This is a genomic window from Pseudomonas capeferrum (genome assembly GCF_000731675.1).
Lineage (GTDB): Bacteria > Pseudomonadota > Gammaproteobacteria > Pseudomonadales > Pseudomonadaceae > Aquipseudomonas > Aquipseudomonas capeferrum.
The window spans coordinates 110486-131221 of record NZ_JMIT01000002.1 but is presented as its reverse complement, the minus strand read 5'-3'; the positions used below and the strand labels follow the sequence as shown (position 1 = coordinate 131221).

Annotated in this window: 17 protein-coding genes, 1 tRNA gene and 1 pseudogene; 11 read left to right on the top strand and 8 right to left on the bottom strand. The window is 63.8% G+C overall.

Going from position 1 to position 20736, the window contains the following annotated elements:
- Positions 1-12: 12 nt before the first annotated feature.
- Complete coding sequence (locus PC358_RS13100; protein ID WP_033700454.1) at positions 13-897, top strand: pseudouridine synthase; 885 nt, start codon at positions 13-15, stop codon at positions 895-897.
- A 46-nt stretch (positions 898-943) separates the two neighbouring features.
- Here PC358_RS13100 and PC358_RS13095 read toward each other — a convergent pair whose 3' ends face one another.
- Together PC358_RS13095 and acnA are read right to left on the bottom strand one after the other, a co-directional pair.
- Positions 944-2509: a methyl-accepting chemotaxis protein gene (locus tag PC358_RS13095; RefSeq protein ID WP_033700452.1), complete on the bottom strand. Its 1566-nt coding sequence runs from the start codon at positions 2507-2509 to the stop codon at positions 944-946.
- Between the two features lie 326 nt (positions 2510-2835).
- Positions 2836-5577 carry an aconitate hydratase AcnA gene (acnA, locus tag PC358_RS13090; protein WP_033700451.1) on the bottom strand — a complete coding sequence of 914 codons (2742 nt, stop codon included), beginning with the start codon at positions 5575-5577 and terminating at the stop codon, positions 2836-2838.
- A gap of 223 nt (positions 5578-5800) precedes the next feature.
- Here acnA and rlmM point away from each other — a divergent pair, with 223 nt between their 5' ends.
- From rlmM to pdxB, 3 genes are all read left to right on the top strand, one after another.
- Entirely contained in the window at positions 5801-6865 is a 1065-nt protein-coding gene (rlmM, locus tag PC358_RS13085) for a 23S rRNA (cytidine(2498)-2'-O)-methyltransferase RlmM (RefSeq protein WP_033700450.1), read from the top strand.
- A gap of 73 nt (positions 6866-6938) precedes the next feature.
- Positions 6939-7181, top strand: a complete 243-nt coding sequence (tusA, locus tag PC358_RS13080) for a sulfurtransferase TusA (protein ID WP_033700449.1) — start codon at positions 6939-6941, stop codon at positions 7179-7181.
- A 60-nt stretch (positions 7182-7241) separates the two neighbouring features.
- Positions 7242-8384 carry a 4-phosphoerythronate dehydrogenase PdxB gene (pdxB, locus tag PC358_RS13075; protein WP_033700447.1) on the top strand — a complete coding sequence of 381 codons (1143 nt, stop codon included), beginning with the start codon at positions 7242-7244 and terminating at the stop codon, positions 8382-8384.
- Between the two features lie 81 nt (positions 8385-8465).
- On the opposite strand, the gene PC358_RS27915 is transcribed toward pdxB, so the two are convergent.
- A complete protein-coding gene (locus PC358_RS27915) occupies positions 8466-8639 on the bottom strand; it encodes a PA1571 family protein (protein WP_167334463.1) in 174 nt (57 codons plus the stop codon).
- Positions 8640-8851: 212 nt separating this feature from the next.
- On the opposite strand from PC358_RS27915, the gene PC358_RS13070 reads away from it, so the two are divergent.
- The 4 genes and pseudogenes from PC358_RS13070 (at position 8852) to mqo (ending at position 14161) form a co-directional block, all read left to right on the top strand.
- Positions 8852-10615, top strand: a complete 1764-nt coding sequence (locus tag PC358_RS13070; RefSeq protein ID WP_033700445.1) for an ABC transporter transmembrane domain-containing protein — start codon at positions 8852-8854, stop codon at positions 10613-10615.
- Between the two features lie 129 nt (positions 10616-10744).
- Positions 10745-11491 (top strand): annotated as a pseudogene (locus PC358_RS28430) (methyl-accepting chemotaxis protein); the annotation flags it as partial.
- Positions 11492-11656: 165 nt separating this feature from the next.
- Positions 11657-12424, top strand: coding sequence for a methyl-accepting chemotaxis protein (locus PC358_RS28425; protein WP_371925427.1), 768 nt, complete (start codon positions 11657-11659; stop codon positions 12422-12424).
- Between the two features lie 168 nt (positions 12425-12592).
- A complete protein-coding gene (mqo, locus tag PC358_RS13060; RefSeq protein WP_033700443.1) occupies positions 12593-14161 on the top strand; it encodes a malate dehydrogenase (quinone) in 1569 nt (522 codons plus the stop codon).
- Between the two features lie 87 nt (positions 14162-14248).
- Here the strand turns inward: mqo and PC358_RS13055 are convergent.
- Positions 14249-14325: transfer RNA gene (locus tag PC358_RS13055), tRNA-Pro, on the bottom strand.
- Between the two features lie 81 nt (positions 14326-14406).
- Positions 14407-14628: a YgdI/YgdR family lipoprotein gene (locus tag PC358_RS13050; protein ID WP_027596642.1), complete on the bottom strand. Its 222-nt coding sequence runs from the start codon at positions 14626-14628 to the stop codon at positions 14407-14409.
- A 194-nt stretch (positions 14629-14822) separates the two neighbouring features.
- Here PC358_RS13050 and moaB point away from each other — a divergent pair, with 194 nt between their 5' ends.
- Both moaB and PC358_RS13040 read left to right on the top strand, forming a co-directional pair.
- Complete coding sequence (gene moaB / locus PC358_RS13045) at positions 14823-15362, top strand: molybdenum cofactor biosynthesis protein B (protein ID WP_033700442.1); 540 nt, start codon at positions 14823-14825, stop codon at positions 15360-15362.
- Positions 15346-16572 carry a molybdopterin molybdotransferase MoeA gene (locus PC358_RS13040; RefSeq protein WP_077068561.1) on the top strand — a complete coding sequence of 409 codons (1227 nt, stop codon included), beginning with the start codon at positions 15346-15348 and terminating at the stop codon, positions 16570-16572. The genes moaB and PC358_RS13040 overlap by 17 nt, the downstream gene beginning before the upstream one ends.
- Here PC358_RS13040 and PC358_RS13035 read toward each other — a convergent pair.
- Positions 16561-17808, bottom strand: a complete 1248-nt coding sequence (locus PC358_RS13035) for a glycosyltransferase family 4 protein (protein WP_033700441.1) — start codon at positions 17806-17808, stop codon at positions 16561-16563. The two genes, PC358_RS13040 and PC358_RS13035, sit on opposite strands and share 12 nt — an antisense overlap.
- A gap of 314 nt (positions 17809-18122) precedes the next feature.
- On the opposite strand from PC358_RS13035, the gene yegS reads away from it, so the two are divergent.
- Positions 18123-19010: a lipid kinase YegS gene (gene yegS / locus PC358_RS13030; protein WP_033700440.1), complete on the top strand. Its 888-nt coding sequence runs from the start codon at positions 18123-18125 to the stop codon at positions 19008-19010.
- On the opposite strand, the gene PC358_RS13025 is transcribed toward yegS, so the two are convergent.
- Both PC358_RS13025 and PC358_RS13020 read right to left on the bottom strand, forming a co-directional pair.
- A complete protein-coding gene (locus PC358_RS13025; protein WP_033700438.1) occupies positions 18994-19653 on the bottom strand; it encodes a response regulator in 660 nt (219 codons plus the stop codon). The two genes, yegS and PC358_RS13025, sit on opposite strands and share 17 nt — an antisense overlap.
- The gene (locus tag PC358_RS13020; RefSeq protein WP_033700437.1) at positions 19643-20539 is read right to left on the bottom strand and encodes a sensor histidine kinase; all 897 of its coding nucleotides are present in this window, start codon (positions 20537-20539) and stop codon (positions 19643-19645) included. Before PC358_RS13020 ends, PC358_RS13025 begins: the two co-directional genes overlap by 11 nt.
- Positions 20540-20736 lie beyond the last annotated feature (197 nt).

The window sequence follows — 20736 nt, the reverse complement described above, 5'->3', positions numbered from 1 at the left end:
TTGAGCGCTGCCATGACCACGCCTTTCGACCCTGCCCGCCAGCAAGCCAGCACGGTGTGCCTGCCCCCCGGCAACTGGGCGACGGTGCTCGATTGCCTGTGTGACCATTTCAAGGCCATCGAACGGGCGCAGTGGCTTGACCGCTTTGCCCGCGGCCGCGTGCTCGATGCGCAGGGGCAGGCAATCTCTGCTGGGCTGGCTTATAAACGCGGCATGCGCTTGCACTACTTCCGGGAAGTGCCAAATGAGCGGCCGATCCCTGTGCAGGAAACCCTGTTGCACGTGGACGAGCATTTGGTGGTTGCCGACAAACCGCACTTTCTGCCGGTGACCCCGACCGGTGAGTATGTCGAGCAGACTTTGCTGCGCCGGCTGATTCGGCGTCTGGACAACCCGCATCTGGTGCCTTTGCACCGCATCGACCGGCATACCGCAGGGCTTGTGCTGTTCTCCGCCAACCCCCAGACGCGCAGTGCCTACCAGCGCTTGTTCCCCGAGCGGCGGATCGACAAACGCTACCAGGCCATCGCCGCAGCCATGCCCCAGCACAACTTCCCGCTGGTGCACAAAAGCCGCCTGGTGCATGGCGAGCCGTTCTTCCGCATGCAGGAGGTGGAGGGCGTTGACAACAGCGAAACCTTGGCCCAGGTGCTGGAGACGCGTGGCGAGTTATGGCGCTACGGTCTGTCGCCGGTGACCGGCAAGACCCACCAATTGCGTGTACACATGGCGGCATTGGGCGCGGCAATCTGCAACGATCCGTTCTACCCCGAACTGCTGCAGACCGATGACGATTATCAGCGGCCTTTGAAACTGTTGGCGCAGAGCCTGCGTTTCGAAGATCCGTTGACGGGTGAGGAGCGGTATTTCGAGAGCCGGTTGCAATTGGACTGGTAGGAGCGGCCCGCCAAGGCCGCCCCAATATCACACAAGGCTCGGTGTCTTAGCGGTTGAAACGCTCCACCAGCGAATACTGGCTACCGGCAGTGCTGGTCAGTTCCTCGCTGAGCAGCGCCGAATGCTGGGCCTGTTCAGCTGTCTGGTCGGCAAGGTCGGCAATGGTGCTGATGTTGCGGCTGATCTCGTCGGCGACGGCAGTCTGCTCTTCGGTAGCGGCTGCGATCTGGGTCGCCATGTCGGTGATATTGGCCACCGCTTCGCTGATACCGACCAACGCTTCATCGGCCTGCATGACCCGGTCGACCCCTTCCTGTGCCTGGCGGTGGCCGGTTTCCATGGTCAGTACGGCGTTGCTGGCTGTCTGCTGCAGCTTGGCGATCAGGCCGTGGATCTGCCCGGTGGATTCGGCAGTGCGCTGGGCCAACTGGCGTACCTCGTCGGCCACGACCGCAAAACCACGGCCCATCTCTCCGGCGCGGGCGGCTTCGATGGCGGCGTTCAGCGCCAGCAGGTTGGTCTGGTCGGCGATGCCCTTGATCACATCGACCACACCGCCGATTTCGTCGCTGTCCTTGGCCAGTTGCGTCACCGTTGCACCGGTTTCACCCACTGCCGCCGACAGGCGCTCGATGGCCTCACGGGTTTCACCGGCAATCTGCCGGCCCTGGCTGGTCAGGCGATTGGCTTCCTGGGTGGCGTCGGCAGTGCGTTGCACATGGTTGGCCACTTCCTGGGTGGTGGCAGCCATCTGGTTGACGGCGGCCGCCACTTGCTCGGTTTCCACCCGCTGGCGCTCCAGCCCCGAAGAGCTCTTGTGGGCCAGGGCATCGGATTGCCGCGCCTGTTCGCTGAGGTGTTCTGCACTGTCCTGCAGGCGTGTCAGGCAGGTTTTCATGCGTGCATCCTGGCTGAGCATGGCCATTTCCAGGCGGGCCTGAACGCCGCGGCTATCGGTGTACATCTGCGCGATGAGGGGGTCGGACGTGGTTTGTTCCGCCAGGCGCAGCAGGCGCTTGAGGCCACGTTGCTGCCAGCTCAGGCCGAGCAGGCCAAGGGGCACCGACAGGGCCGCCGCCAGGCCGAAGCCCCAGGAGTGGCCAAGCCAGTTGCCAATCAGGAAGCCCACCTGGCTTACCAGAATGAACGGCAGCCAGTCCTGCAGAATCGGCAGCCATTGATCACGTCGCGGCACCGCCGACTTGCCCTGGTTCAGGCGCTGGTAGAGGCCTTCGGCTCGGCGGATCTGTTCGGCGGTGGGTTTGACCCGCACCGATTCGAAACCGACCACCTGGTTATTGTCGAAGATCGGCGTGACATAGGCGTTGACCCAGTAGTGGTCACCGTTCTTGCAGCGGTTCTTGACGATGCCCATCCAAGGCTGGCCCTGTTTGAGGGTTTGCCACATGTGGGCGAACACGGCCGCGGGCACATCCGGGTGACGCACCAGGTTGTGCGGCGCGCCGGTCAACTCTTCGCGGGTGAACCCACTGATTTCGATAAACGCGTCATTGCAGTAGCTGATCACGCCCTTGGCGTTGGTGGTGGAGATCAACCGCTGCTGGGCAGGGAAAGTCCGTTCTCTCTGGGTAATCGGCTGGTTGTTACGCATGGGTGGGTAATCCGCAAAGAATCCGCAAGGCTTTCGTGAGGTATCGGCAAGCCGCTGGTTTTATTGAATGGATATTTAATGGGCTTGATTTGTGGCAATAAGCCATTATTCGGAATGAGCTAGGGAACAGGCACGTTTGATCAAAATGGCGTCATTTTTGCGTTTTTAAGGCTGTTTGGTGACGTGTGAGTCTGATGATGACTCAATGGCTGGCCAAGAGCCAGTAGCCGATAGCGGAATGAGGCCGCCGAGAGAGGGTGGAGGGGGGTGGTGGCGTTGGCTGGGGATTTGCGGTGCCTGTGAAATCCCCAGCCAAGCCTTGCATCTCAACCAGCAATCAACTGGCGCAATACATAATGCAGAATCCCCCCCGACTTGAAGTACTCCACCTCATTCAAGGTATCGATGCGGCACAGCACCTCGATCTGCTCCTGCTGCCCGTCCTCGCGGGTGATACGCAGCGTCAGGCTCATGCCTGGCCGTAGATGAGCACCGCTCAACCCCAGCACATCGATGCGCTCCCTGCCGGTCAGCGCCAGTTGCTTGCGATCGTGCCCGGCCTTGAACTGCAGGGGCAGCACGCCCATGCCCACCAGGTTCGACCGGTGGATGCGTTCAAAGCTTTCTGCCAGCACCGCCTTGACCCCCAACAGATTGGTGCCCTTGGCGGCCCAGTCACGGCTGGACCCTGTGCCGTATTCCTGGCCGGCGATCACCACCAGCGGCGTACCCTGGGCCTGGTACTGCATGGCGGCATCGTAGATCGACAGCTTTTCGCCCGTTGGCACGAATAGGGTATTGCCCCCTTCCTCACCCCCAAGCATCTCGTTGCGAATACGGATGTTGGCGAACGTGCCGCGCATCATCACCTCGTGGTTACCCCGGCGCGATCCGTAGGAGTTGAAGTCCCGCGGTTCCACACCCTTGCTGCGCAGGTAGCGCCCGGCGGGGCTGTCGGCCTTGATGTTGCCGGCCGGGGAGATGTGGTCGGTGGTGACCGAGTCGCCGAGCAGGGCCAGCACGCGTGCACCCTCGATGTCCTCGACCTGCGGCGGCGGCCCGCCGATGTCGTCGAAGAACGGTGGATGCTGAATGTAGGTCGATGCCTCCTGCCAGACATACGTGGCCGCTTGCGGCACCTCGATGGCCTGCCACTGCGCGTCGCCTTCGAAGACTTCGGCGTACTCCTTGTGGAACATCGCGGTGTCGACCTTGGCAACGGCGGCGGCAATCTCCTGCTGGCTGGGCCAGATGTCGCGCAGGTACACTGGCTGGCCGTCCTTGCCAGTGCCCAACGGGTCGCGGGTCAGGTCCAGGCGCACGCTGCCGGCCAGGGCGTAAGCCACTACCAGCGGCGGCGAGGCCAGCCAGTTGGTCTTGACCAGCGGATGCACGCGGCCCTCGAAGTTGCGGTTGCCCGAGAGCACCGAGGCAACGGTCAGGTCGGCGCTGCCGATGGCTTGCTCGATCGCTTCATCCAGTGGGCCGGAGTTGCCGATGCAGGTGGTGCAGCCGTAACCCACCAGGTCAAAACCCAACTCATCCAGATACGGCGTCAGCCCGGCAGCCTTGAAGTAGTCGGTGACCACCTTGGAGCCAGGGGCCAGCGAGCTCTTGACCCAGGGTTTGCGCTGCAGGCCCTTCTCCAGGGCCTTTTTCGCCACCAGCCCGGCGGCCATCATCACGCTGGGGTTCGAGGTGTTGGTGCAGGAGGTGATCGCGGCGATGACCACTGCACCGTCGCGCAGGGTGTGGGTCTGGCCTGCATGGCTGTAGTCGATTTCGCCCGCCTGATCGGCGTTGCCCACCGCCACACCGCCGCCGCCTTCGCTTTCCAGGCGGCCGACTTCCTTGGCCAGTGGCTTGGGTTGCAGTTCGATGAAGTGGTCAAACGCCTGGCTGACCTGGCCCAGGGCGACCCGGTCCTGCGGGCGTTTGGGCCCGGCCAGGCTGGCCTCGACGTCGGTCATGTCGAGGGCCAGGGCATCGCTGAACACCGGGTCCTGGCCAGGCAGGCGCCACAGGCCTTGGGCCTTGCAGTACTGTTCGACCAGTTGCACTGTCTGCTCGGGGCGCCCGGTCAGGCGCAGGTAGTCAAGGGTCACCTGGTCGACCGGGAAGAAGCCGCACGTGGCGCCATACTCGGGGGCCATGTTGGCGATGGTGGCACGGTCGGCCAGGGGCAGCTCGGCCAGCCCATCGCCGTAGAACTCGACGAACTTGCCCACCACCCCTTTCTTGCGCAGCATCTGCGTCACGGTCAACACCAGGTCGGTGGCGGTGATGCCCTCGCGCAGCTTGCCGGTCAATTTGAAGCCGATCACTTCCGGGATCAGCATCGACACGGGTTGGCCGAGCATCGCGGCTTCGGCCTCGATGCCGCCAACACCCCAGCCCAGCACTCCCAGGCCGTTGATCATGGTGGTGTGCGAATCGGTGCCGACCAGGGTGTCGGGGAAGGCATAGGTGCGGCCGTCTTCTTCACGGGTCCAGACGGTGCGGCCAAGGTATTCCAGGTTGACCTGGTGGCAGATGCCGGTGCCCGGCGGTACTACCCGGAAGTTGTCGAAGGCGCTCTGGCCCCAACGCAGGAAGGCATAGCGCTCGCCATTACGCTGCATTTCGATGTCGACGTTCTCGCTGAACGACTGGGGCGTGCCATAGCGGTCGACCATCACCGAGTGGTCGATTACCAGGTCGACCGGCGACAGCGGGTTGATCCGCTGCGGGTCGCCACCGGCCTTGGCCATGGCGGCGCGCATGGCTGCCAGGTCGACCACGGCGGGTACGCCGGTGAAGTCCTGCATCAGCACCCGGGCAGGGCGGTACTGGATTTCCCGGTCGGAGCGGCGCGCCTCCAGCCATTGGGCAATGGCGCGCAGGTCGTCACCGGTGACGGTCTTGCCGTCCTCCCAGCGCAGCAGGTTTTCCAGCAGCACCTTGAGCGACATGGGCAGGCGTTGCAGGTCGCCCAACTGGCGGGCGGCCTCGGTAAGGCTGTAATAGTGGTACGTCTGGTCGGCGACCTTGAGGGTCTTGAGGGTGTTCAGGCTATCGAGCGAGGGCATTGCCAACTCCTTCTGCGCCGGTGCCCGGCAAATCTGGGTGTTTGCCGGTGTCACCGCTCTGTTTCGATCCGCACGGTACGGACCTGGCTGAATGGTCAGGTTAGACCGGTTTGGCCTGCCTGACCCTTTTCTGGACCGGCGGGACGTGTCGCAGGTTCCGAACTTCCTTTATCATCGCCGCCCTGCCGGCGCCTGTGGTGCGCCCGCCGTAGTGGAGTGAGAGATGAGTACCCTGTTCATGCATTGCCGGCCCGGTTTCGAGGGCGAGGTCTGCGCCGAGATCAGCGAACATGCCGCCCGCCTGGGGGTTGTCGGCTATGCCAAAGGCAAAGCGCAGAGCGCCAGTGCCGAGTTTGTCTGCACCGAGGACAATGGCGCCGAGCGCCTGATGGGGGAACTGCGCTTCGCTGAGCTGATCTTCCCGCGGCAGTGGGCCCGTGGCAGTTTCGTCGAGTTGCCGGAGAGCGATCGCATCAGCGTATTGCTCGAGCACCTGGCCAGCCTGCCTGTGTTCGGCAGCCTGTGGCTGGAAGTGCTCGACAGCAACGAAGGCAAGGAGCTGTCGACGTTCTGCCGCAAGTTCGAGGTGCCGTTGCGCAAGGCCCTGGAAAAAGCCGGTCGCCTGGTTGAAGACGCCAGCCGTCCACGCCTTCTGCTGAGCTTCATCACTGGCCGGCGGGTATTTGTCGGCCAGGCTGCGGCCAACAACAGCGCGCTCTGGCCAATGGGCATCCCGCGCCTGAAGTTTCCCCGTGAAGCGCCCAGCCGCTCGACCCTCAAGCTGGAAGAAGCCTGGCATCAGTTCATCCCCCGCGAGCAGTGGGACCAGCGCCTGGGTGATGACATGACCGGTGTCGACCTGGGCGCCTCGCCTGGCGGCTGGACCTATCAGCTGGTGCGCCGCGGGATGTTGGTCACCGCCATCGACAATGGCCCGATGGCCGAGAGCTTGATGGACACCGGGCTGGTCCAGCACCTGATGGCGGATGGTTTCACCTGGCAGCCGAAGCAGCCGGTGGACTGGATGGTCTGCGACATCGTCGAGAAGCCGGCGCGGACCACCGCATTGATCGAAACTTGGCTGGGGGAAGGGCTGTGCCGCGAGGCGGTGGTCAACCTCAAGCTGCCGATGAAGCAACGTTACACCGAGGTGCGGCGCCTGCTCGACCGCATGCAGGCCACGTTCAAGGCGCGCAAGATCAGGGTTTCGATCGCCTGCAAGCAGCTGTATCACGACCGTGAGGAAGTGACCTGCCATCTGCGCAGGCTGGACCTGAAGCCGCGTTGAGTGCGTGGGCGGCGCGCGGCCCTTGGTGCGCGCCGCACGATGCGCGACAATGATGAATATTTTGGAGCCGCCCATGACTGATTTCACCCCCGACGCCGTCCTCGATGCCACCGGCCTGAACTGCCCCGAGCCTGTGATGATGTTGCACCAGCACGTGCGTGGCCTGGCTGCAGGTGGCTTGCTCAAGGTCATTGCCACCGACCCGTCGACCCGCCGCGACATCCCCAAGTTCTGCAACTTCCTCGGCCATGAACTGCTGCAGCAGCAAGAGGACGCGGGCACCTTCCTGTACTGGATCCGCAAGAAAGCCGACTGAGCCGCTCTGGAACACGCCGCGCGTAGCGCCTACACTGCGTTCCCCTGACAGGAGAGCGCCATGCTGATAGTTGCCGACGAGAACATTCCGCTGCTCGATGCCTTCTTCGAAGGTTTCGGCGAGATCCGCCGCTATCCGGGCCGAAGCCTCGATGCCGCCAGCGTCAAGGACGCCGATGTGCTGCTGGTGCGCTCGGTGACCAAGGTCGACCGCCAACTGCTTGAAGGCAGCCGTGTGCGTTTTGTCGGCACGTGCACCATCGGCACCGACCACCTCGACCTGGACTACTTTGCCGAGGCTGGCATCCACTGGAGCAGCGCGCCGGGCTGCAATGCCCGCGGCGTGGTGGACTATGTGCTGGGCAGCCTGCTGACCCTGGCCGAGCTGGATGGTGTCGCGCTACCCAAGCGCACGTACGGCGTGGTGGGCGCGGGGGAGGTCGGTGGCCGCCTGGTGCGTGTGCTGCATGGCCTGGGCTGGAAAGTGCTGGTGTGCGACCCGCTGCGTCAGGCCGCCGAAGGGGGCGATTACGTCAGCCTCGAGGCGGTACTGGAACAGTGCGATGTGATCAGCCTGCACACCCCCTTGCAGCGGGGCGGCGAGTACCCCACCTGGCACCTGCTGGGCCAGGCGCAACTGGCACGGTTGCGCCCAGGGGCGTGGCTGATCAATGCCAGCCGTGGCCCAGTGGTGGACAACGATGCCTTGCGTGAGCTGCTGTTGGACCGTGAAGACGTGCATGCCGTGCTCGATGTGTGGGAAGGCGAACCGCAGGTCGACTTGCAACTGGCCGACCTGTGCACGCTGGCTTCGCCGCACATCGCCGGCTACAGCCTCGATGGCCGGCAGCGGGGCACTGCGCAGATCTACCAGGCGTTGTGCCGTCACCTGGGCGAAGCGGAGCAGGTGCGCCTGGCCGATTTGCTGCCCAAGCCGCCGCTGGCGCAAGTTGAACTCGATGCCACTACAGACCCGGCCTGGGCCTTGGCCACCTTGTGCCGCGCCGTGTACGACCCGCGCCGTGACGATGCAGACTTCCGCCGTAGCTTGAGCGACGACCCGGCCGAGCAGCGGGTGGCATTCGATCAATTGCGCAAGCAGTATCCACCTCGGCGTGAAATCGAAGGGCTGGCGGTGCGGATTCGTGGCGAGTCGCCGCAATTGGCGCAGTTGGTCAGTGCGCTGGGTGGGGTGTTGGTCTGAGTGATGTGCCTGCGTCGGCCTTTTCGCCGGCCGAGGCAATAAAAACCCGGCGCAGGCGCCGGGTTGCAATGAATTAGCCGATCAGCCTTTACGGGCTTTAGTGCCCCGGCTTTGTTCCAGTTCCTGGCAGGCTTTCTGGATCATCTGCTCGGTGATCGGAACCTCGCGCCCTTGGGCGTCGATGATCGAGCCGCACACCTGGGGTTGCGGGTTGTTCTGGGGTTTCGGGGTATCGCTGCTGTGCTGCAAGCTCATGTCCTGTCTCCTCATCAGGTTCAAGCTCAGGGTAGTCCTGCGCCGTGACTGGCCTGTGACAGATCCTCGACTGTCACGGCCCTGACAGTCCAACAGAAACGGCGGTAAAGCTCCAGAGCCCTTTTAGATCGAAAGGCTATAGTCACCCCCAAGCGTTCCTCGCGCTCCGATGAGTGGTAGTCTGCTGCTTCCTTGCCGCTTTGGTTGCCGCCATGCCCGAATCCGTCTCCCCTGGCCAACGTCGCGCCCTGCGCCTGGGTTGGCAGTTCGTTCGCCCGTATCGCCGGCAAATGCTCCTGGCATTGCTGGCACTGGTGGTCACGGCGGCAATCACTCTGTCCATGGGGCAGGGCATCCGCCTGCTGGTTGACCAGGGTTTCATGACCCGCTCCGCGCACCAGCTCAACCAGACCATTGGCCTGTTCCTGCTGTTGGTGCTGGCACTGGCGGTGGGTACCTTCAGCCGCTTCTACCTGGTGTCGTGGATCGGCGAGCGCTGCGTGGCTGATATCCGCCGTGCGGTGTTCGATCACCTGGTCGGGCTGCACCCTGGGTTCTTCGAAGACAACCGCAGCTCCGAGATCCAGTCGCGGCTGACGGCTGACACAACCTTGCTGCAATCGGTGATCGGCTCTTCGCTGTCGATGTTCCTGCGCAATGCCTTGATGGTGGTAGGGGGCGTGGTGCTGCTGTTCATCACCAACCCCAAGCTCACCAGCATCGTGGTGGTGGCCTTGCCGCTGGTGCTGGCGCCGATCCTGCTGTTCGGCCGGCGCGTGCGCAGCCTGTCGCGGCAGAGCCTGGACCGGGTGGCGGATGTCGGCAGCTACGTCGCCGAAACCCTGGGGCAGATCAAGACCGTGCAGGCCTATAACCATGAGCCGCTCGATCGCGAACTGTTCGCCAGCACCGTCGAGGCGGCCTTCAGCGTGGCCCGGCAGCGTATTGCCCAGCGTGCGTGGCTGATCACCCTGGTCATCGTGCTGGTGCTCGGCGCGGTGGGGGTCATGCTCTGGGTCGGGGGCATGGACGTGATTGCCGGGCGTATCTCGGCAGGCGAGCTGGCTGCCTTCGTGTTCTATAGCCTGATCGTCGGCAGTGCGTTCGGCACGCTCAGCGAGGTGATCGGTGAGCTGCAGCGCGCCGCCGGTGCGGCCGAGCGCATTGCCGAGCTGTTGGCGGCACGCAGTGCAATCCTGCCGCCGCGCGTAGCCGCCTCACTGCCTCAGCGGCGTGCTGTCGGGCGTATTGCGTTGCAAGACGTGCATTTCGCCTACCCGTCGAGGCCTGCGGTTGCGGCCATTGACGGCCTGAGCCTGGCGATCGAGCCGGGGCAGACCGTGGCCCTGGTCGGGCCTTCGGGCGCCGGCAAATCCACCCTGTTCGACCTGCTGCTGCGCTTCTACGACCCTCAGCAGGGGCGCATCTTGCTCGATGGCCAGGCCATCACTGAACTCGACCCGGCCGAGCTGCGCCAGCAGTTCGCGTTGGTGGCGCAGAACCCGTCGCTGTTTCGCGGTACGGTCGAGGCCAACATTCGCTATGGCCGCCCAGGGGCGACGCTGGCCGAGGTCGAGGCAGCGGCGCGCGGTGCGCATGCCGACGAATTCATCCAGCAACTGCCGCTGGGCTACCAGACGCCGCTGGGGGAGGGTGGCATCGGCTTGTCGGGCGGGCAACGGCAGCGCTTGGCGATTGCCCGGGCGCTGCTGGTCGATGCGCCGATCCTGTTGCTGGATGAGGCTACCAGCGCCCTTGATGCGCAAAGCGAACACCTGATTCAGCAGGCGCTGCCCAGTGTGATGGCCGGTCGCACCACCTTGGTGATCGCCCATCGTCTGGCCACGGTGCAGCACGCCGATCGCATCGCGGTGATCGACAAGGGGCGCCTGGTGGCAATAGGCACGCACCGCCAGTTGATCGAAGAAAGCCCGCTGTATGCCCGATTAGCCTCGCTGCAGTTCACCACGGGCTAGCCTGTCGTGGTTCTGTAACAATTCTGTAGGAATTGCCTGACACTATTTGTCTCAATTGTTGTGCAAGTGCTCAAGCCGGCTGCTATCGAACGATGGCAGCCTTTTTTTTGCGAGTGAGCCTACGGGGACATGGAATGTCTTACCCGGCGCCGCAAGCGTGCGCCGTTCCTTTCCTTTGGTCTTGAGATCGCGATGTTGCGTAAATCCCTCAGAGTGCAAATTCTCGCCCTGCTCGGCGGCAGCTTGGTAGCGATGTTGCTGATCGCGCTGGTGTGTTTCCAGTTTCTGTCTTCCAGCGTGCGCGGCTACGCCGAGCTGGTGGATGGGCCCTTGCGGGCTTCGCAATTGATCGATGAGGCCAACCTGCAGTTCAAGATCCAGGTGCAGGAATGGAAGAACGTGCTGCTGCGCGGTCGTCAGCCCGCCGAGCTGGACAAGTACTGGCAGCAGTTCCAGGCCCGCGAGCAGCAGGTGCAGCAGGTGCTTGGGCAACTGATCGACAGCAGCGATGCCAAGCTCAAGGCGCCGCTGCAACAGCTGCGTGCCAGCCATCTGCAACTGGGCCAGGCTTACGCGCAGGGCCGCCAGGCGTTTGTCGCCGCAGGTGGTGACCCGGTTGCAGGCGACCTTGCGGTCAAGGGCGTGGACCGTGCCGCCAGCGAACAGATGAGCGAGCTGGTCGAACAACTGCGCGCCGATGCGCGCGAGCGTGCATCGAGCATCAACGCCAGCGCAGAGCGTACGGTGTGGCTGGGCTTGCTGGTGATGCTGGGCTCGGCGGTGCTGGTCGGCCTGTTCAGCCTGTGGCTGGTCAATCGCAGCCTGATCGAGCCGATTCGCCAGTTGATCGAGTATGTCGCGCAGTTGAGCCAGGGGCGCTTCGTTGCGCGTGTGGACAGCCGCCGTGAAGATGAACTGGGGCGCTTGGCTCGTGCGGCCAATACCCTGCGTGATTTTCTTGCCGAGACAGTCGGCCGGCTCAAGGACAATGCCCAGGAGCTGGAAGGCGCCAGTGGCCAGCTGCGCAGCATCGCGGCTGACATGGCCCAGGGCACGCATGACCAGTTCCAGCGCACCGATCAGGTGGCGACGGCCATGCATGAGATGTCCGCCACCGCTCAGGAGGTGGCTCGCCACGCCGCCGACGCCGCCCGCGCGGCCGATGATGCCGATCACAGTGCCCAGGCTGGCGAGCAGGTGATGCAGCAGACCATCGACATCATTGGCGTGGTCAACCGCGAAATCGCCGGTACCGCCGCGGTGATCCGTGACCTGGAGCATGACAGCACGCGGATTGGCAAGGTGCTCGAAGTCATCCGCGGCATTGCCGAGCAGACCAACCTGCTGGCGCTCAATGCAGCCATCGAGGCGGCCCGTGCGGGCGAGGCCGGGCGCGGCTTTGCGGTGGTCGCCGACGAGGTGCGCAGTTTGGCCCAGCGCACCGCTGCATCGATCGCCGAAATTCACCAGATCATCGAAGCGGTGCAGTCGGGTGCGGTAGAGGCGGTCAAGGCCATCGAAAGTGGCCAGCAGCGCAGCGAGGAGGGTGCCGAGCAGGTGCAGCAGGCGGGGCAGATGCTGCAGCGCATCACCTCGGCGGTGGAGGCGATCCGTGACATGAACCGGCAGATCGCCACGGCGGCCGAAGAGCAGACCAGCGTGGCCGAGGACATCTCGCGCAACCTGATCGAAATTACCCGCATCGCTACCACCAACCAGGCAGCTGTGCAGCAGACCGAGCAGGCCGGGCAGCGTTTGCATGGGTTGTCCGGGCAGTTGGGGGAAGTGACTTCGCGGCTGACGGCCTGACCCTCCGGCGCGGGGAAATCCGCCACTGTTGCGCTGAACCTGGCGCAACTGTGGCGGATTGTCGCCATGCGACCGGGTGTCTCACCCCTTAGCCATTGGTCTAATGCCAGTTGGCACACTCTCTGCTTTAGGGCGCCAATCCTTCACTTCAATCGGATTGCGCTACTAATGAAAAAAATCCTGCTGACGCTCCTTTGCCTGAGCGTCATCGGCTGCTCCAAACCCGCAGAGCCGGACAAGACCGTCGACGTCCTGCTGATCGGCGGCGGCATCATGAGTGCCAGCTTGGGCACCTACCTTACCGAGCTGGAGCCGAACTGGAAGGTCGACGTCTACGAGCGCATGGACCAGGTGGGCGAAGAAAGCTCCAACGCCTGGAACAACGCCGGTACCGGCCACTCCGCGTTTTGCGAACTGAACTACACCAGTGTCGGCACGGATGGCAGCATCGACATCAGCAAGGCCGTGGGCGTCAACGAGCAATTCGAAGTCTCCAAGCAGTTCTGGGCCTACCAGGTCGAGCAAGGCGTGCTGAACAACCCGAAAACGTTCATCAACAACGTGCCGCACATGAGCTTTGTGTGGGGCGACGACAACATTGCCTTCCTCCACAAGCGCGTCGCTGCCCTGCAGCACAGCTCGCTGTTCCGTGGCATGCAGATCAGCGAAGACCACGAGCAGATCCGCCAATGGGCGCCGTTGGTGATGGAAGGCCGTGACCCTCAACAGAAGGTCGCAGCCACGCGCATGGCGATCGGCACCGACGTGAACTTTGGCGAGATCACCCGTCAGCTGTTCGCCTCGATGACCCGCAACCCTAACGTCAGCGTGAACCTTAGCCATGAAGTGCGTGACATCGTGCGCAACGATGACGGCACCTGGCGGGTGGTGGTGGCCGACCTGGCCAATGGCGGCAACGAAGTGGCGGTCAACGCCAAGTTCGTCTTCATCGGTGCCGGTGGTGGCGCGCTCAAGCTGTTGCAGAAGTCGGGCATCCCCGAAGCCGAAGGCTATGCCGGGTTCCCGGTGGGTGGCCAGTTTCTGATGACCGACAACCCGGACGTGGTTGCGCGCCACCAGGCCAAGCTGTACGGCAAGGCGTCGGTCGGTGCACCGCCTATGTCGGTCCCGCACCTGGACACACGTATGATCGACGGCAAGCAGGTGCTGCTGTTCGGCCCGTTCGCGACCTTCTCCACCAAGTACCTCAAGCACGGCTCGCTGCTGGACATGTTCGCGTCGCTGAACAGCCACAACATCCTGCCGATGGTGAACGCCGGCATCGACAACATCGACCTCAGCACCTACCTGATGGGGCAATTGATGCTGAGCTTCGACGACCGCATGAATGCCCTGCGCGAGTACTTCCCCAATGCCAAGAACCAGGACTGGAAGCTGCTGCAGGCCGGCCAGCGCGTGCAGGTGATCAAGAAGGACCCGGTGCTCGGTGGCGTGCTGCAGTTCGGCACTGAAGTGGTCGCTGCCCAGGACGGCACTATCGCCGCGCTGCTGGGGGCCTCGCCAGGCGCTTCGACTGCCGCGCCGATCATGCTGACGGTGCTGGAGAAGACCTTCAAGGACCGCCTCAAGAGCCCTGAATGGCAGGCCAGGCTCAAGCAGATCGTACCTAGCTACGGGCAGAAGCTGAACAACAACCTTGAGCTGACCAACCAGACTCGGGCATGGAGCAGCGAGCGTTTGCAACTGCTGTACGTGCCCGTGCAGGCCGAGCAGTAAGCCGCGCCTGCCGCCCCCTGTGCATGCAGGGGGCATTTTTGGCGCACAACAAAAAGCCCGCGCAAGGCGGGCTTCTTGAATAGGATGTGGTCGGAGAGACAGGATTCGAACCTGCGGCCTTCTCGTCCCGAACGAGACGCGCTACCTGGCTGCGCTACACTCCGATGAACGAAATCCTACTGCATCCCTTTTTTGCACGCAAGCCCTTGTTGTTAAAAGGGCGTTTGCCAAAAAGGGAAGCCAGATCACAGCTCTTTGACGGTACGGATCTGGTCTTTGTTCAGGCGCGTACGCTTGCCATCAAGTTGCTCGAATTCGTAGAAGCCCGAGTCCTCGTCGAACGAAGGGGTGTCCACTGCCTGGATCTCGCGACCATCGTTCAGGGTAATGACGGTTGGCGATGCGCAGCCAGCGAGGGCGCCCAGGCCCAGGGCAAGCAGAAAGGCGGGAAGGGTCCGTTGAATCATCGTGTTTCTCCAGTGCGATGGTGCTAGATGACAGTTATGACGCAGGGCGTCCGCGCAAGTTCCTTTACAGTGCAGCATAGCGGCAAAACCTGAGTATTGACCAAGGGCAAGGGCAAGGGCACAGGGGCGCGCCGCTGTGTCGGGGGTGTGCTGTGTTATAAATGCGCCATCCCATCTTCTTGTGACGGACACCCATGAAAGCCAAGGCAGATACCCCCTTCGTGCCGCTGAACATCGCCGTGCTGACGGTCAGCGACACGCGTACCTTCGACACCGACACCTCCGGCCAACTGTTCGTCGACCGCCTGACTGCGGCTGGTCATCAACTGGCGGCGCGGGTGTTGCTCAAGGATGACCTGTACAAGATTCGCGCCCAGGTCGCGACCTGGATCGCCGAGGAAGGCGTGCAGGTGGTATTGGTTACTGGCGGCACCGGTTTCACCGGCCGCGACAGCACGCCCGAGGCCGTGGCCTGCCTGCTGGACAAGCAGGTGGACGGTTTCGGTGAGCTGTTCCGGCAGATCTCCGTGGCCGATATCGGCACCTCTACCGTACAGTCGCGCGCGCTGGCAGGCCTGGCCAATGGCACGCTGGTGTGCTGCCTGCCGGGCTCGACCAATGCAGTGCGCACCGGCTGGGACGGCATCCTCGCCGAGCAGCTCGATGCCCGCCATCGCCCCTGCAATTTCGTGCCACACCTGAAGCAGGCAGCGGCCTGTGAAAGCCGTGGCTGAGGTCAATCAGGCCCGGCCGCTGATGCCGGTGGAAGACGCCTTGGCGCGGTTGCTTGCGCTGGCAGAGGCCGCACCGATCCGGGAAACCGAAAACGTGCCGTTGGCCGAAGCCGAGGGGCGCGTGCTGGCCAGCGACCTGGTGGCGTCTCTCGACCTGCCGCCTTGGCCGAACAGCGCCATGGATGGCTACGCCCTGCGCCTGGCGGACTGGCAGGGCGAGCCCTTGCCGGTCAGTCAGCGTATCTTTGCCGGCCATGCCCCGCAGCCCCTGCAGCCAGGTACGTGTGCGCGCATCTTCACCGGCGCACCGGTGCCGGCCGGCGCTGACTGTGTCGAGATGCAGGAAAACGCCGACGTGACTGACGACGGTCGGGTACGCTTCCTCGAACCATTGAAAACCGACCAGAACATCCGCCCACAAGGCCAGGAAACGCGTCAGGGCGAGCAGGTGATGAGCGCCGGTACGCGCCTGGGGCCGATCGAGCTGGGCTTGGCTGCAACCCTCGGCCAGGCCCGCCTGGACGTGGTGCGCAAGGTGCGCGTGGCCGTGCTGTCTACCGGTGACGAGCTGATCGAGCCTGGCCAGCCCTTGGGACCAGGGCAGATCTACAACAGCAACCGTCGCCTGTTGGTCAGCTGGTTGCAGCGTTTGGGGTGCGAGGTTCGGGATGCGGGTATTCTGCCTGATGACCTGGCGCGTACCCGTGAATGCCTGGGGGCACTGGGCGATGTTGACCTGATCCTGTCCACCGGCGGTGTCTCTGTTGGCGAGGCCGATTACCTGGGGGCCGCTTTGCGTGAGGCCGGCGAACTGGCCTTGTGGAAGCTGGCTATCAAGCCGGGCAAGCCACTGACCTTCGGCCATTTTCGCGGTGTGCCGGTGATCGGCCTGCCGGGTAACCCGGCTTCCACGCTGGTCACCTTTGGCCTGCTGACGCGGCCGTACCTGTTGCGGCGCCAGGGTGTGGCCGATGTCACGCCGCTGCGCTTCGACATGCCGGCAGGCTTCGACTGGCCCAAGCCAGGCATGCGGCGCGAGTACCTGCGCGCCCGCATCGAGCATGGCCAGGTGCACATCTACAAGAACCAGAGCTCTGGGGTGCTGCGCAGTGCGGCCTGGGCCGAAGGCTTGGTGGAGGTGCGCGAAGGCAGCACGCCCAAGCTGGGTGACAGCGTGCCGTTTATCCCGTTCAGCGAGCTACTTGGCTGAACGACCGAGCCAGCCTCCCACCAATTGCGTAGCGTCGGTGGGCTGTGCCTGGTGCAGGCGCATGTGCACGTTTTCCAGTTGCTGCGCCGCGACACTCCAGTCGTGACGCTGGCGGGCGAATTGCCGGCCGGCTTCGCTCAACTGCGCCATGCGCCACGGCTGGTTGAGCAACTGGGTGATCAGCAGCGCCAGTTGGTCGCCATCGTCGCTGCCCAGGTAATGTTCAGCGTTGTTCACGGTCAGCCCTGAAACACCCTTGCTGGTGGTGATCACCGGCAGCCCGGCAGCCATCGCTTCGAGCACCTTGGCCTTGGAGCCCCCGGCATAAAGCAGGGGGGCGAAGAACAGTGCCGAGCGGCGCTGCAGCTCGCGCAGGTCGGGGCGATAACCGACCCATTCGATGCGTGGGTCGTTCCAGTGCAGCCTCCAGCTGGCGGGCAGGGCATGGCCGGCAATGGCCAGGCGCACTGCTGGGTTGCTCATCCATACCTGCGGCATGATCTCTTCCAGCGCCCATTCGATGGCCTCCAGGTTGGAGCCATATTCGAAGTTGCCGACAAACAGCAGGCGCTGGCTGTGCAGCGAGGGTTGCACCTGCTGATAGAAGTCGCAGTCCACGCCACTGACCACCACGTTCACCGGGCGGCCGCTGATCTGGGCGATCAGCTCGGCGTCATGGCTGCTGACGGCCACCACTTCAGTGGGTTGGCGCAGTACCCGTTGCTCCCAGCGCCGATAGCGCCAGCGATCAAATGCGTTGAGTGGGCGCAGCCACAGCGGCAGGCGGTCATGGCGAGCGCCGCCCATGACCGATTCCAAGGTGTGTTCGCTGAGCATGTAGGGCAGGCCGCGGGCCTGCAGGGCCTTCTCGAACGGTTGGAAGCTGTAGCTGTGCTCGATCTGGATGACGTCCCAGGGCTCGTCCAGCAATTGCTCGAAGCGGTGCCTGAGGCAGGGCGCCAGGCCATTGATGATCGCCCGCATGGGGTAGTCGATGATCGGTGATGCCAGCAGGTTGAGCGGGCTGTGCAGGGCACGCCTGGGCATTACGATCAAGCGTTCGAGCAAGGGCTCGAGGGCTTCGCGGGCAGCGTCGCTCAAGGGGATCTTGGACTGCACCAGCAGGGTGATCCGGTGGCCACGCTGGGCGAGTGCGCGCATCAGGTGGTATTGCCGGGTCTTGCTGCCGCTGGTGGTCGGCCAAGGCAGGTAGGGCAGTGTCCAGAGAATGCGCATGTCCCGGAATCCTCGCAACAGATCGCGGATGAAAAGACGCGCCCATCGGCAGTCAGCTGATCACTGCTGCCGGGGCGCGTCCATGGCTATCGGAAATAGGGGCCCAAGGTTGACCGAGTCAATATGCTGACTCGCGGGGTGATTTTCAGCGCTTGGGTCAAATACTTGTCAACTGTGCGTTTTCTGAGCATAGCCGGGCATTGGCGGGTGTGTGGAAAATGGCTGAAATCCATTGTTTATTGTGTTCGGTATGCAACGATCAGTGTGCGTCAGTGGTCGAGATCAGGGTTGGTCATTTTTCTCGGAGAAGCGCGATGCAAGGGCGCAAGGCAATGATGATCCTGCACGGCAAGCAGGCGATGAACGAAGCGCTGCGCAGTGCCGTTCTGGCGATGCGCGAGACCGGCTGGGTGCTGGATGTGCGGGTAACCTGGGAGGCCGGGGATGCCCAGCGCCTGGTGGCCGAGGCACTGGCAGCCGGCTACAGCCATATCGTCGCCGGGGGCGGTGACGGCACCTTGCGCGATGTGGCAGAGGCCATGGGCCTGGCGGCGACCGACGCCAGCCTGGCGCTGATGCCGCTGGGCACCGCCAATGATTTTGCCAAGGCTGCGGGGGTGCCCTTGGAGCCGGCAGAGGCGCTGGCGCTGCTGAACAACCCGGCGCAACCAATCGACCTGGGGCAGGTCGGTGATCAGTTGTTTCTCAATATGGCCACCGGTGGCTTCGGCAGCCAGGTCACGGCGAACACCTCCGAGGACCTGAAAAAGGTCCTGGGCGCTGCTGCCTATCTGTTCACGGGGTTGTCGCGTTTCAGCGAGTTGCAGGCGGCGTCGGTAGAGCTGCAGGGCCCGGATTTTCACTGGCAAGGTGACGTGCTGGCACTGGGTATCGGCAATGGCCGGCAGGCCGGCGGTGGCCAGGTACTGTGCCCGGATGCGCTGGCTGACGATGGCCTGCTCGACATCGCCATCTTGCCGGCGCCGCAGGAGGTGGTGGGGGCATTGCGCGACCTGGTGGCCGGCGATGGGTTGTTTGTGCGGGCCAGGTTGCCGTGGGTTGAAATCAAGAGCTCGCAGGGCCTGGACATCAACCTCGATGGCGAGCCGTTGCAGGCCGACAGCCTGCGCTTCGAGGCAAGGCCAGCGGCGCTGCGCCTGCACTTGCCGGCCGGGTCGCCGTTGCTCAGTCGTCCAGGCTGATGATTTTTTCGCGCACCGCGTATAGCACCAGGCCTGCCACATCGTGAATCTGCAGGCGTTTCATGATCTGCGAGCGGTGGGTTTCCACGGTTTTTATCGAAAGCCCCAGGCCGCTGGCGATCTCCCGGGTCGATTTGCCCCGCACGATCAGGCGCAGGATTTCCAGTTGGCGGGCAGTCAGGGTGTGGCGCTCGCCGCTCGGTTGCTTGCGATGCTGAGTGTGCAGCAATGCCTGGTTGATGACCGTGTGCGCGATTGCCGGGCTGAGGTAGCGCTCGCCGTTGCGCAGGGCGCACAGGGCCTGCTCCAGTTCGGTGGCGCTGGTGTCCTTGAGCAGGTAGCCATGGGCGCCGCTTTCCAGGGCGCGCATGATCAGGTCCGGGTCGGTGTGCATCGACAGGATCAGCACCTTGCAGGTGCTGCCGCTGGCGCTGAGTTGGGTCAGGGCATCCAGGCCGCTGGTCGAGCGCATGGAGATGTCCAGCAAAACGATATCGGGTGCCAGCGTGCGCACCTGCTCAAGTAACAGATTGCCGTCGTCGGCCTCACCGACCACGCAGTAGCCAGGGATGTCGGAGACCAGCGCGCGCACCCCGGCGCGTATCAGTGAGTGGTCGTCGACCAGCAGCAATTTACAGGTCATGGGCGGTCAAGGTCCTGGCGCGTTCCCGGGTGCGCGGCGGCCACGGGAACAGGGCTTCGATCTGCGTGCCAAGGCCCGGCTGGCTGGTGATCTGCAGGCGGCCTTGCAAGGCTGTCACGCGTTCCTGCATGCCAGCCAGGCCACGCTGGCCCGACGCGGCCGGGTGCCTGGCGGGGAGAAAACCGCGACCATCGTCCTCGATCTTCAAGGCAAGCCCGCCGGGGCTGCGTTGCAGGCGGATCGACAGGTTGCGCGCCTGGGCATGGCGCAGCATGTTGGTCACGGCCTCCTGGGTGATGCGAAACACTGCCATCGCGACGGCTTCGTCAATGCCCCTGAGGCGCTGGTTGCATGCCAGGCTCCAGTGCACGTCGGTGTTTTCCAGCGTGCGCAGCAGGTGCGCGCGAAGGCTGGCTTCGAGCCCAAGGCTGGCCAGTTGCCGCGGGTTGAGCAAGGCGGAAACATCGCGCACGTTGCCAAGGGCGTCGTCGAGCGTGGTGCGCAGGGTATCGCAGTGGCTGTGCAGTTCATCGGGCACCCGCCGTTGCAGCCATTGCAACTGAAGCTTGGCGGCGGTGAGCAGTTGGCCGATGTCGTCATGCAGTTCGCGGCTCAGCTGCTGGCGCTCGCCTTCTTGAACCTTGAGCATGCGCTTGGCCAGTTCTGCCGGGTGCAGGCGGATCGACCCTGCCCCCAGGCTTACCTGCAGGCCCACGCCGAGCATCGCCGCAGCGTGCAGCAGCAACAGGCTGGCTGGCATCGGTTTGCCGGCCATGTACAGCAGCAGGTTGGCGACCACCGAGGCCACGCACAATACTATCGTCGTCCAGCGCAGCAGCGCAGTACGGGAGCAGCAGCGCAGGGGAGTCTTCAAGCGTGGGAACATAAATAGAGAAGCCACTGAAGTGTTGCTGATGGAGGCCTTGCACACGTCTTGCTAGAGGCTCTGGCGCATTACTTTCGAAGTTTTGCCGGGTCACGTCCTCAATCAGCCTTGTTACAGACTGCAGGCATTCGCTGGCGAGCATGGTAACACTTCGCGTGGCGTTGGTCGCTGCTGGGCAACGCTTTGAAACCTCATGG

What these genes read in the sequence shown, in the direction of transcription:
- PC358_RS13100 (WP_033700454.1), top strand. Translation starts at nt 13, where the DNA reads ATGACCACGCCTTTCGACCCTGCCCGCCAGCAAGCCAGCACGGTGTGC.
- PC358_RS13095 (WP_033700452.1), bottom strand. Translation starts at nt 2,509, where the DNA reads ATGCGTAACAACCAGCCGATTACCCAGAGAGAACGGACTTTCCCTGCC.
- acnA (WP_033700451.1), bottom strand. Translation starts at nt 5,577, where the DNA reads ATGCCCTCGCTCGATAGCCTGAACACCCTCAAGACCCTCAAGGTCGCC.
- rlmM (WP_033700450.1), top strand. Translation starts at nt 5,801, where the DNA reads ATGAGTACCCTGTTCATGCATTGCCGGCCCGGTTTCGAGGGCGAGGTC.
- tusA (WP_033700449.1), top strand. Translation starts at nt 6,939, where the DNA reads ATGACTGATTTCACCCCCGACGCCGTCCTCGATGCCACCGGCCTGAAC.
- pdxB (WP_033700447.1), top strand. Translation starts at nt 7,242, where the DNA reads ATGCTGATAGTTGCCGACGAGAACATTCCGCTGCTCGATGCCTTCTTC.
- PC358_RS27915 (WP_167334463.1), bottom strand. Translation starts at nt 8,639, where the DNA reads ATGAGCTTGCAGCACAGCAGCGATACCCCGAAACCCCAGAACAACCCG.
- PC358_RS13070 (WP_033700445.1), top strand. Translation starts at nt 8,852, where the DNA reads ATGCCCGAATCCGTCTCCCCTGGCCAACGTCGCGCCCTGCGCCTGGGT.
- PC358_RS28425 (WP_371925427.1), top strand. Translation starts at nt 11,657, where the DNA reads ATGGCCCAGGGCACGCATGACCAGTTCCAGCGCACCGATCAGGTGGCG.
- mqo (WP_033700443.1), top strand. Translation starts at nt 12,593, where the DNA reads ATGAAAAAAATCCTGCTGACGCTCCTTTGCCTGAGCGTCATCGGCTGC.
- PC358_RS13050 (WP_027596642.1), bottom strand. Translation starts at nt 14,628, where the DNA reads ATGATTCAACGGACCCTTCCCGCCTTTCTGCTTGCCCTGGGCCTGGGC.
- moaB (WP_033700442.1), top strand. Translation starts at nt 14,823, where the DNA reads ATGAAAGCCAAGGCAGATACCCCCTTCGTGCCGCTGAACATCGCCGTG.
- PC358_RS13035 (WP_033700441.1), bottom strand. Translation starts at nt 17,808, where the DNA reads ATGCGCATTCTCTGGACACTGCCCTACCTGCCTTGGCCGACCACCAGC.
- yegS (WP_033700440.1), top strand. Translation starts at nt 18,123, where the DNA reads ATGCAAGGGCGCAAGGCAATGATGATCCTGCACGGCAAGCAGGCGATG.
- PC358_RS13025 (WP_033700438.1), bottom strand. Translation starts at nt 19,653, where the DNA reads ATGACCTGTAAATTGCTGCTGGTCGACGACCACTCACTGATACGCGCC.
- PC358_RS13020 (WP_033700437.1), bottom strand. Translation starts at nt 20,539, where the DNA reads ATGTTCCCACGCTTGAAGACTCCCCTGCGCTGCTGCTCCCGTACTGCG.